Here is an 11,922-nt window from a genome sequence, read left to right as displayed (position 1 = left end):
CAGGCGCATATCACTGCGGGTTGGCACGGGTGCTGGACAGCAGGTTCTTCAGGCTCGCAGCCTTCGGCTTGACCAGCCAGAAGCGGCGCACGTAGTCGTCCAGGTTCTCCCAGAGCTCACGTCCCCACTCGCTACCCGTCTCTTCGACATACTCGCCGAGCACGCGCTGCAAGTGGCTGCGGTACGCTTCCATCGCTTCGCCGGTGATCCGCTGGATTTCCACCAGTTCGTGGTTGACCTTGTCAACGAAGCTGTTGTCCTGGTCGAGCACGTAGGCGAAACCACCGGTCATACCAGAACCGAAGTTGTAGCCGGTCTTGCCCAGTACGCAAACGAAACCGCCAGTCATGTATTCGCAGCAGTGGTCGCCAGTACCCTCCACAACCGTGTGGGCGCCGGAGTTACGCACAGCAAAACGCTCGCCGGCAGTACCCGCAGCAAACAGCTTGCCGCCAGTGGCACCATACAGGCAGGTGTTGCCGATGATCGCGCTGTGCTGCGTAGCAAACGGGCTGCCCGCTGGCGGTACGATCACCAGCTTGCCGCCAGTCATGCCTTTGCCGACATAGTCGTTGGCGTCGCCTTCCAGATACATGTTCAGGCCACCTGCGTTCCAGACGCCGAAGCTCTGGCCTGCAGTACCCTTGAAGCGGAAGGTGACAGGCGCCTTGGCCATGCCCTGGTTGCCGTGCAGACGGGCGATCTCGCCGGAAATCCGCGCGCCGATCGAACGGTCGCAGTTGCAGATGTCCAGGTTGAATTCGGCGCCCGCCAGATCCTTGATCGCTGGCAGGGCCATCTCGACCATCTTCTCGGCCAGCACACCCTTGTCGAACGGTGGGTTGCGGTCAACTTGGCAGAACTGCGGCTTGTCGGCCGGTACATGCTCACTGCCCAGCAGCGGGCTGAGGTCCAGGTGCTGCTGCTTGGCAGTTTCGCCCGGGAGCATTTCCAGCAGATCGGTACGCCCGATCAGCTCACCGAGGCTACGCACGCCCAGTTTGGCCAGCCACTCACGGGTTTCTTCGGCGACGTAGGTGAAGAAGTTCACCACCATGTCGACGGTACCGATGTAGTGGTCCTTGCGCAGTTTGTCGTTCTGGGTCGCTACACCAGTGGCGCAGTTGTTCAGGTGACAGATACGCAGATATTTGCAGCCAAGGGCGATCATTGGCGCCGTGCCGAAACCGAAGCTTTCAGCGCCAAGAATGGCGGCCTTGATCACGTCCAGGCCGGTTTTCAGGCCACCGTCGGTCTGCACGCGAACCTTGCCACGCAAATCGTTGCCGCGCAGGGTCTGGTGAGTCTCGGCCAAGCCCAGCTCCCACGGGGCACCGGCGTACTTGATCGAGGTCAGTGGCGAAGCACCAGTACCACCGTCGTAACCGGAGATGGTGATCAGGTCGGCATAGGCCTTGGCCACGCCAGCGGCGATGGTACCGACGCCCGCTTCTGCCACCAGTTTCACCGAAACCAGCGCCTGCGGGTTGACCTGCTTGAGGTCGAAAATCAGCTGCGACAAGTCTTCGATGGAATAGATGTCGTGGTGCGGCGGCGGCGAGATCAGGGTTACGCCAGGTACGGCATAACGCAGCTTGGCGATCAGGCCGTTGACCTTGCCACCTGGCAGTTGCCCACCCTCACCCGGCTTGGCGCCCTGGGCCACCTTGATCTGCAACACTTCAGCGTTGACCAGGTATTCCGGCGTCACGCCGAAACGGCCTGTGGCCACCTGCTTGATCTTGGAGCTCTTGATGGTGCCATAGCGGGCTGGGTCTTCACCGCCCTCACCGGAGTTGGAACGCGCACCCAGGCGGTTCATGGCTTCAGCCAGCGCTTCGTGCGCCTCTGGCGACAGGGCGCCAAGCGAGATACCAGCAGAGTCGAAACGCTTGAGGATCGCTTCCAGTGGCTCGACTTCGTCCAGCGCCAGGGCCTGGTCTGCGACCTTGACCTTCAGCAGGTCGCGGATCATCGACACCGGACGCTTGTCGACCAGCGCGGTGTATTCCTTGAATTTGGCATAGTCGCCCTGCTGCACAGCGGCTTGCAGGGTGTTGACCACATCCGGGTTGTAGGCGTGGTATTCGCCACCGTGAACGAACTTGAGCAAACCGCCTTGCTGGATGGGCTTGCGCGGGCTCCAGGCTTCGGCAGCGAGCAGCTTCTGCTCGTTCTCGATATCAACGAAACGTGCGCCTTTCAGGCGGCTGGCAACGCCACGGAAACTCAGCGCGACCACTTCATCCGACAGGCCAACGGCCTCGAACAACTGGGCGCCGCGGTAAGAAGCAATGGTGGAGATACCCATCTTCGACAGGATCTTCAGCAGCCCCTTGGAGATGCCTTTACGGTAATACTTGAAGACCTCATCCAGGTCACCCAGCACTTCCCCGGTGCGGATCAGGTCGGCCAGCACTTCGTACGCCAGGTACGGGTACACAGCAGACGCGCCGAAACCGATCAGTACCGCAAAGTGATGCGGGTCACGCGCGGTCGCAGTTTCCACCAGGATGTTACTGTCGCAGCGCAGGCCTTGCTCGGTCAGGCGGTGGTGTACGGCACCGACAGCCAGCGATGCATGCACCGGCAGCTTGCCCGGGGCAATATGGCGGTCGCTCAACACCAGTTGAGTCTTGCCACTGCGCACCGCTTCTTCAGCCTGATCGGCAATGTTGCGGACCGCTGCCTCAAGGCCGAGGCTTTCCTCATAGTTGAGGTCGATCAACTGACGCTCGAAACCTGGACGATCCAGGCTCATCAGCGAACGCCACTTGGCGGGCGAAATCACTGGGGAGCTGAGGATCACCCGCGAGGCATGCTCAGGCGATTCCTGGAAGATGTTGCGCTCGGCACCGAGGCAGATTTCCAGGGACATGACGATCGCTTCGCGCAGCGGGTCGATCGGCGGGTTGGTGACCTGGGCAAACTGCTGACGGAAGTAGTCGTACGTCGAACGCACGCGCTGCGACAACACTGCCATCGGCGTGTCGTCACCCATCGAGCCCACAGCTTCCTGGCCTTGCTCACCGAGCGGACGCAGCACTTGGTCACGTTCCTCGAAGGTGACCTGGAACATCTTCATGTACTGCTTGAGCTGGTCAGCATCGTAGCTGGCCACGCCCTGGTCATCGCTCAGGGTTGCCTGGATACGCAGGGCGTTCTGGCGCAGCCAGCGCTTGTACGGGTGACGCGACTTCAGCCGGTTGTCGATGGCGTCGGTGTCGAGGATCTGCCCGGTTTCAGTGTCCACGGCGAAGATCTGGCCCGGGCCGACACGGCCCTTGGCGATCACATCTTCAGGCTTGTAGTCCCACACGCCGATTTCCGACGCCAAGGTGATGTAGCCGTTCTTGGTGGTGACCCAACGGGCTGGACGCAGGCCGTTACGGTCGAGCAGGCATACGGCGTGGCGACCTTCGGTCATGACCACACCGGCTGGGCCATCCCATGGCTCCATATGCATGGAGTTGTACTCATAGAACGCACGCAGGTCAGCGTCCATGGTCTCGACGTTCTGCCACGCTGGCGGAATGATCATCCGCACGCCACGGAACAGGTCGATACCGCCGGTGACCATCAACTCCAGCATGTTGTCCATGCTCGAAGAGTCGGAACCGACGCGGTTGACCAGCGGGCCGAGCTCTTCCAGATCAGGAATCAGTTCGTTGGCGAACTTGGTCCGACGCGCCTGGGCCCAGTTGCGGTTACCCGTAATGGTGTTGATCTCGCCGTTGTGGGCGAGGAAGCGGAATGGCTGAGCCAGCGGCCATTTCGGCAGGGTGTTGGTGGAGAAGCGCTGGTGGAACACGCAGATCGCAGTCTGCAGGCGCTCGTCGCTGAGGTCCGGATAGAAGGCGGCAAGGTCTGCCGGCATCATCAGGCCCTTATAGATGATCGTCTTGTGCGAGAAGCTGCAGATGTAGTGGTCGGTATCGGCAGCGTTGGCCACCGACGAGCGCCGACGCGCACTGAACAGCTTGATGGCGAATTCCTGATCGCTCAGGCCTTCACCGCCGATGAACACCTGCTCGATTTGCGGCAGGCGCTCCAAGGCCAGACGGCCCAGAACGCTGGTATCGATCGGCACCTTGCGCCAGCCCAGCAATTGCAGGCCCGCGGCAAGGATTTCCTTGTCCATGTTGGCGCGTGCCGCCTGCGCCTTGGCATCATCCTGATTGAAGAAGACCATGCCCACGGCGTACTGCTTGGGCAGGTCGCTGCCGAACTGCTCGCGAGCGACGGCTCGCAGGAACTGATCGGGCTTCTGCATCAGCAGACCGCAGCCGTCACCGGTCTTGCCGTCGGCGTTGATCCCACCACGGTGGGTCATGCAGGTCAGGGCCTCGATGGCCGTTTGCAAAAGGTGGTGGCTGGGTTCGCCCGTCATATGGGCGATCAGGCCAAAACCACAGTTATCCTTGAATTCTTCGGGATGGTACAGACCTGTTTTCATAGACACTTTCTCACCAGGTTCGCCTCTCACCAAGGCAAATCTCTTTTTAGTACAACCACTTACCATCCACGCCGAACGAACGCCAGCTTTGCGGGGGCAAAAGGGCAGTCATTGTTGCACAGCGACAAGGTAGCCCACAAATTTGGCGACGAAATCGCGCAAATCTATGTCGCATTTTTGAATGTTTTATAAGCACTGCCGTGATAGCGGCTTCGCTTGAGTCTGAAGCGTTTCAGCCTGGACTGCAATGGCTTTTGGCCGTCAGTCTGGGACAGAAAAGCCTGCCGCGCATGGCGCAGCAGGCTTGACCGAAATTCAGGAGACGCTCAGCAGGTGGCGGGGGTGGTGCCACCGAGCTATTTCAGCGGGTCGCTGCCAGCTCTTGTTGGACGCTGGCAACACTACGAGGCCAAGGTTTACCAGCCTGGACCTTGGCTGGCAAGGCCTTGATTGCAGCAAGTGCGGCATCACGGCTGGCAAAGTTGCCGTAGGTAACGACGAACAGCGGCTTGCCCTGCAGGTTTTTCTTGAAGTAGCGATAGTCGCCACCCTGAGAATTGACATAGGCCTGGGCCGTTGCCTCAGAGCTGGTACCGAGGATCTGGACCACATAGTTGCTCGGCTTTTGCCCGGCGTACCAGTTACCACCGACGGCGGCCTTCGCGACTGGTTTCTCCGCCGGCTTTTCTACCGGTTTCGGCGCCGGCTTGGCTGCGGCGACCTGCACAGGGGCAGGCGCAGGCTTCGCTGCAGGTGCAGGCGCAGGTGCAACCGGCTTGCTGGCAGCGGCGACCGGGGCTTGCTGAGCGTGTGCAGCCGGTTGCACCTGAGTAGACGCTACCGGTTGGGCAGGTGTCGGTGCAGGGCCTGCTGGCACGCCAGCAGGGGGTGCGATGGTCGTCACCGTAGGCGGCTGCAATGCAGTTTCGCCAGCAGGCGTACTTTCATCACCGTCCCCCATGCCCGCCGCTTCAGCCAGCGGACCACGCATCACCGGTTGAGACTGCCCCACCAGTGGCAATGGCATAGGCTGCGAGGAGCCAGCAAATTCGATGGCCGGGCCACCATTGTTGGACTGGGCAGTGCTTGGCTGCCCCTGGCCCAATGGCAGCTGTGCCTGCTCTGCAGGCGCTCCGGGAGGCGTCTGGTCGCCCTTCTTGGGCATCAACACCGCCGCTGCAACGGCGACCACTACCACAGCAGACAACGCCAGTACGTGCTTCTTAGGCATTTTGAACCCCATTGATGGTCGCTTCGCCGTCGTGCGGCTGGCAATCATGGCTTCGATCAAGGCATCCCGGGCAACCTGGTTGATTACGCCAGGCCAACCCTCCGAATGCTCGTGAATATCGGCGATCTGCTCACTGGTCAGCACATTGAGGCCACTTCCGGCACCTTCCAGGCGTTGCTCCAGGTACTCCCGGGTTTCATCCTCGCTGTAAGGCTGCAGCTCAATGATGTGGAAGCGCTCCTGCTCGGCATTCAGCGCATCCAGCCCGGCGATCAGTGACGGCTCACCGAACAGGAACACGTGCGGACGCCCCTCAGGAGTGCCCGCAGCCAGTTCCAGCAAGGCTTGGAGTGCCGACTCGTCGAGTTGTTCCGCATCATCGACCAGCAAATAGACTTCCTGCCCGGTCAGTGCCAACTGCACCACCTGAGCGAGAATCTCTGGAACCTCGGCCTTGGCCAGGTTCAACGACTGGGCGACTTGCCCCAGCACACTGGCGGCATCGCTGGCCCCACGTGCCGAGACCACAATGCTCTGTACGGACTGTTTGTTGGTACTGGCGACCAGGGCTTGGCGCAGCAAGGTCTTGCCGCTGCCCAGTGGCCCGGTGACCACCAGCAATAGTTGACTGTAACGCGCCAGGTGATGGAGCTGGCCCAACACCGGCTTGCGCTGGGCCGGGAAGAATTTGAAACCAGGCACCCGCGCAGCGAAGGGGTCGTGGCTCAACTGGTAATGGCCGAGAAAGGCCTCGTCGGCATGCAAACTAGTCATCGAACTCTTATCAACCTCAAAGCTGGGCCACGATCGCGCGGTAATCCGCGTCCAGCGTGGCCTGAAGAATCTCTCTTGGATAGTCGTCGGTAACCACGGCCTCACCCAACTGGCGCAACAGCACCAGCCGCAGGCGACCGTCGAGTACCTTTTTGTCGACTGCCATATGCTCCATGAAATGCGCCGGGGTCATTTCCTGTGGAGGCACCACCGGCAGGCCTGCGCGTTGAAACAGGCGGATGGCCCGATCTCGGGCCTGCTGACTGATCCAGCCCAGACGCATGGACATTTCCAGCGCCATGACTGTGCCAGCGGCAACGGCTTCACCGTGCAACCAGACACCATAGCCCATGTGAGTCTCGATCGCATGACCGAAGGTATGTCCCAGGTTCAGCGTGGCGCGCACGCCGGACTCACGCTCATCAGCGCCGACCACGGCGGCCTTGGCCGCGCAGGAGCGCTGAATGGCAACGGTAAGCGCGGCTTGATCAAGCCGGCGCAGGGCATCGACATTCGCTTCCAGCCAGCCCAGGAACGGCTCATCGCAGATCAGGCCGTACTTGATGACTTCCGCCAGGCCTGCCGACAGTTCGCGGGCCGGCAGTGTATTCAGGCTGGTGGTATCGATCAGCACTGCATTGGGCTGATAGAACGCACCGACCATGTTCTTGCCCAACGGATGGTTGATACCGGTCTTGCCGCCCACCGAGGAGTCGACCTGCGACAGGAGCGTGGTCGGCACCTGGATGAAATCCACGCCACGCTGGTAGCACGCCGCCGCAAAACCGGCCATATCGCCGATCACACCGCCGCCAAGGGCGATAATGGTGGTCCGACGATCATGACGCGCGGTCAGCAGGGCATCGAAAATCAGCTGCAGGGTTTCCCAGTTCTTGAAGGCTTCGCCATCCGGCAATACCACTGGCAGCACTGAAAAAGCGCCCAATGTACGGGTCAGGCGCTCCAGATAAAGGGGGGCAACGGTCTCGTTGGAAACGATGGCAACCTGCCGACCCGCTATGTGCGGCGCCAGCAACTCGGGCTGATCCAGCAAGCCCTCACCAATGTAGATCGGATAGCTACGTTCACCCAACTCGACCTTAAGTGTCTGCATGTTTCCCCACAATGAACTAGGGCGCGGGAGCAATAGCGCGGCCCGCGCAGTAACGAGGTGCCCTGTCACGGCATGACTGGCCGCCGAGGATAGCCTAACGGGGCGGCAACTTCTCCAGGCGCTCGAGAATATCCAGCACCACCATGCGCGGCGGCCGTTCGTCGGTTTCGACGACCAGATCGGCGATCTCCCGGTACAGCGGATCGCGCAGCTCCAGCAAGGCACGCAAGGTCGCAGCAGGATCGGCGGTACGCAACAACGGTCGATTGCGGTCACGCGCGGTGCGCCCGACTTGCTGTTCAACCGAGGCATGCAGGTAAACCACTCGCCCACCGGCATGCAATGCCCGGCGATTGGCTTCACGCATCACGGCACCACCGCCGGTTGCAAGCACAACGCCATCGGCCTCGCACAGCTCGGCGATCATCGCCTGCTCACGATCACGAAATCCCGGCTCACCTTCCTTGTCGAAGATCCATGGGATATTGGCGCCCGTACGCAGCTCGATTTCCTTATCGGAATCCTTGAACGGCAGACGCAGCTCTTTGGCAAGCAGACGGCCAATGGTGCTTTTGCCAGCACCCATCGGCCCAACAAGTATCAAATTTCGCACAGAATCAACGACTCACAGCAATCGCCTGGTCACTCATGATACGCGGAGTCAGGAAGACCAGCAGCTCAGATTTTTTTTCTTGTACGACATCGCGCTTAAACAGCCGCCCAACATACGGCACATCGCCCAAAAATGGCACCTTATCGACCACTTTACTTTGCACCGTCGAGTACACCCCGCCAATCACGATGGTCTCCCCATCACCCACCTGAACCTTGGCGTTGACCTCATTCTTCCGTATCGGCGGCACCTGAGCCTGGGCATTGAGGTAATCAGGCTCATCCTTGGTCACCTTGACGGCCATCACCACACGGTTGTCCGCCATGATCTGCGGCGTCACTTCAAGCGACAGAGACGCCTCGCGAAAGGTGATCGAGGTGGTGCCATTGGCGCCCGACTCCTGATAAGGCACCTCGGTCCCTTTGAGGATCCGTGCAGTTTCTCGGTCAGCAGTCACCACCTTGGGCTGCGAGATGATCTCCCCGTTACCGGATTTTTCCATCGCAGTGAGCTCAAGGTCCAGCAATTGGCTGTCACGAACCAGCCCCAAGCCGATGCCCGAGCTCGCCCGTTCCGCCCCAAGGTCGACAAAAGGCCGCCCCACCTCACCCGGCCCGTAGAGCGCCACGCCAGCACCCAGGCTCAACTCGCCACCCCAGCGAATGCCAAAGCTTTTCTCGTAGTCGACATTGGCCTCAACGATCCTTGCCTCGATCAGCACCTGACGCACAGGCACGTCCAGTTGCGCGACGAGCTGGCGCAACGCGTCAAGGCGCGCCGAAGTCTGGTTCGCGAGAATCGTGTTGGTGCGTTCATCAATCACGATCGCACCGCGCTCAGCGCCTGCTGCATCCCCTGTGAACAAGCCCAGGTAGAGCTCAGCGATATCTGCCGCCCTGGCATGCGTGACCTGCAACACCTCACGCTGCAATGTCGCCAGACCCGCCAATTCTTCCAGCGGTGCCACCATCAGCACATTACCGTCCAGGCGCCTGCCAAGCCCCTTGCTGCGTAACACCAGGTCCAACGCGTGATCCCAAGGCACGTCCTGCAAGCGCAGGGTGACAGTGCCCTGCACCGCGTCGCTGGTGACCAGATTCAGCTCGGTGAAATCGGCCAGCACCTGCAACACCGAACGCACCTCGACATCCTGAAAGTTCAGCGACAATGGCTCCCCAACATAAGGGCCTGTCGATACAGCCGCACGCAGATCTGTGTCTGCCATGACTAAAAAGAGCACACCAAACACCCAACACCGCTTGCTCATCCATGACCTCCAGTGTCAGCGACCGTCTACTCGGTCTGCCTGCTTCAACACAAGGGTTCGGGGCCGCTCAAGCCAGCCCCTGCCCTCAATGAACACTTGCTCGACAAGCTCCACTTGATGCTCGCTGATGGCCACGACGCGTCCGTGATCAGGCCCCAAGCGATCCTCCAACTGAATACGGTGTATCGAACCCGCCCCTCTTAACAGAGCCACTCTCCCCTGCCGGCCGCGCAGGCTGCCGACCATTTCAAACTGCTCAAGCGCAAGCCGCTCAAGCAGCGTGCGCGACTCAAGTGGCTCAACGGCAGCAAACGGATCTTGTGGCAATGGCGCTGAAGCGTCGGCGATCACCGGCAACAGGGCAGGCTCCAGCGCCTGAGACTGATCACCAGCACGATAGGTACTGGCAAGCAGGCGCAGCTGCAGTTGCCCCGGTGCCTTCGCCTCTGCCGGGGCCAGTTGCAACGACGTCAAGGTGACGATACGGGACAGCCCGGCCAGACCGGCGAGCAAGGCCGTCAGTTGTGGATAAGCGCCTATGGCGTTCAATTCCAGCGGCTGTTCGACAAAATAGGCATGAGGCACCTCATCAAGCAGCTTGAACTGCTCGACCCAAAGCCCGTCGCCCAGCCGCGCGACATCCTCCAGCAACCGTGCAGCATCGCCCTGCTGCAACCGCTGCCTTGCAGACTCAAGACGGTGCTGCAAGGCATCGATCTGCTGGTGATAGCCCTCCGAAAGCGCGGCCTGCACCGACTTTTCGGCAATTTCGCCCCTGAGCGCTACCTCTCGGCCCATGGAGCGCTCAAGATCCAGCAGCCCATCACGTACCTGAACCCCGTAGCCTAACCCTGTCACGGCAGCCAAGGAGGCTGCCAGCAGCGCGGCCTTCGCCCGCCAGGACCAACTGCCCAGCACGCCCCACTCCAAACCGGCAAGCATTGCCAGCCGGCTCATGGCGCAGGCTCCGAATCAGCCAACTGCACGCCCACCAGCAGCTGAAAGGCCACCCCCGTTCCGATCGACTGCACATCCTGCAGCTCAGGCCTCTGCAAGCCCGGTACGGTGCCAAGGTTACGCAGGAAGCGGGCAACCGCTGCACTTGAAGGGGCCAACCCCGAGACGTTCAACTGCGCAGCCTCAAAGAGCAATCCGGTGAGCTGTACACCCTGCGGCACGGCGTAAACCAAACGCTCAAGCACGTCGAATCCCTGGCCCTCCTGCAACACCTCAACGTCCTGTAACTGCTCCAGCAAGGCATCACGTTGCTCTGCCAGATCGGACAGGCGGGCGATCAACTCATCAAGCTGCTCACTGTCTTGTTGCAACCCGGCATTGCGCGCCTCCTGTCCGCTTAGCCGCCGTTCGACCGCACGATCCACCAGGTACACACCTGCGCCCCCCAGCACGAGGGTTGCAACCAGCATTACCTGCAACTGCTTACCCCGTGCCTGGCGCCTGGCCTCGCGCCACGGCAGCAGGTTGACCCGCCGCATCAGTCAAAGCTCCTGCGCGCAAGGCCGCTGGCAATCGCCAGGCAAGGCGCCGCTGCACGCAATGCGCCATCCCGCACACCGGGCATGCCGTCAAAGGGGTCAAGCACCGAGCAGGCAATACCCAACCTCGGCTGCAACTGCTCGGCAAGCGCCGCAATGGCACCAGTACCCACCAACAGCAACTGCTCCGGCATTGATCCGCGGCCACGCTCCAGGCTATCCAGCAACCAGTGGTCGAGCGCACGCACAATGGACTCCAACTGCAGGGCCGCATCCCCGCCCCGTAATTCGTCCCGACGGTGTTCACCGGCCTCGCGCAGATGATGAAAGACAAGATGGTCTGTCTCGACCACTAGCACCGCAGACACCTCACCTGACGCCCGACAGGCAACCCGCTGCAAGGCATGGCTGTCGATATCGACAACCTGTGGGCACAGGCCAGCCAGCGCCAGGACCTCCTCGATCACCTCCAGCGCATCCCAGCGGCATACCGCTACCGCCACATCGAGCGCGCCCGGTGCCTGCGCATTGACACCCATCACTTGAAAGTCGATGGCAGCATCATCGAGCGGGTAAGGGATGCTGCCTGCAAGCTCGTCAGACAAACGGTTAGCCATTTCCGCCTCACCGAGCCCACGCGGCAACGTCACCTCACAACACATGACCGCCGATGCCGGCAGCGACAGTGCGGCATCAACCGCTGTAGCACCACTGCGCCTGAATGCCTGGGCCAACGCCGCTGCGATCACATCAAGCGCCACCATGCGCCCATCGATCACCGCCCCAGCAGCCAGTGGCTCAATCGCCCAGGCGCGCACTGCGCAACCGCCCCCACGACGCTCCAGTTGCACTAGGCGTACGGCAGTAGCGACAATTTCAATACCCAAAAGTGAACCGGCATCCTTGCCGAAACGTCCAAACATTGGCTTTCCCTATTTTTATAGTCACCATCCACCGCGCAGCGCTTGCGC

8 protein-coding genes are annotated in these 11,922 nt (G+C 61.2%); all 8 read right to left on the bottom strand.

Features of this window, described 5'->3' with window-relative positions:
* Nucleotides 1–10 precede the first annotated feature (10 nt).
* Nucleotides 11–4,456, bottom strand: a complete 4,446-nt coding sequence (gene gltB, locus EKA13_RS04510; RefSeq protein WP_065758212.1) for a glutamate synthase large subunit — start codon at nucleotides 4,454–4,456, stop codon at nucleotides 11–13.
* A 361-nt stretch (nucleotides 4,457–4,817) separates the two neighbouring features.
* The gene (locus tag EKA13_RS04500; RefSeq protein ID WP_065758211.1) at nucleotides 4,818–6,461 is read right to left on the bottom strand and encodes an AAA family ATPase; all 1,644 of its coding nucleotides are present in this window, start codon (nucleotides 6,459–6,461) and stop codon (nucleotides 4,818–4,820) included.
* A 16-nt stretch (nucleotides 6,462–6,477) separates the two neighbouring features.
* The gene (aroB, locus tag EKA13_RS04495; protein WP_065758210.1) at nucleotides 6,478–7,575 is read right to left on the bottom strand and encodes a 3-dehydroquinate synthase; all 1,098 of its coding nucleotides are present in this window, start codon (nucleotides 7,573–7,575) and stop codon (nucleotides 6,478–6,480) included.
* Nucleotides 7,576–7,669: 94 nt separating this feature from the next.
* Nucleotides 7,670–8,188, bottom strand: coding sequence for a shikimate kinase AroK (aroK, locus tag EKA13_RS04490; RefSeq protein ID WP_065758209.1), 519 nt, complete (start codon nucleotides 8,186–8,188; stop codon nucleotides 7,670–7,672).
* 4 nt (nucleotides 8,189–8,192) lie between these two features.
* Entirely contained in the window at nucleotides 8,193–9,413 is a 1,221-nt protein-coding gene (locus tag EKA13_RS04485) for a type IV pilus secretin PilQ (RefSeq protein WP_245704302.1), read from the bottom strand.
* Between the two features lie 57 nt (nucleotides 9,414–9,470).
* Complete coding sequence (locus EKA13_RS04480) at nucleotides 9,471–10,412, bottom strand: pilus assembly protein PilP (protein WP_065758207.1); 942 nt, start codon at nucleotides 10,410–10,412, stop codon at nucleotides 9,471–9,473.
* A complete protein-coding gene (locus EKA13_RS27800; RefSeq protein WP_065758206.1) occupies nucleotides 10,409–10,951 on the bottom strand; it encodes a PilN domain-containing protein in 543 nt (180 codons plus the stop codon). Before EKA13_RS27800 ends, EKA13_RS04480 begins: the two co-directional genes overlap by 4 nt.
* The gene (pilM, locus tag EKA13_RS04470; protein WP_065758205.1) at nucleotides 10,951–11,874 is read right to left on the bottom strand and encodes a type IV pilus biogenesis protein PilM; all 924 of its coding nucleotides are present in this window, start codon (nucleotides 11,872–11,874) and stop codon (nucleotides 10,951–10,953) included. Before pilM ends, EKA13_RS27800 begins: the two co-directional genes overlap by 1 nt.
* Between the last annotated feature and the right edge of the window lie 48 nt (nucleotides 11,875–11,922).

Source organism: Pseudomonas defluvii, from assembly GCF_001695625.1.
GTDB classification, from domain to species: Bacteria; Pseudomonadota; Gammaproteobacteria; order Pseudomonadales; family Pseudomonadaceae; genus Aquipseudomonas; species Aquipseudomonas defluvii.
Note: the sequence above shows the minus strand (reverse complement) of the source record. Positions and strands in the feature narration are given on the sequence as shown.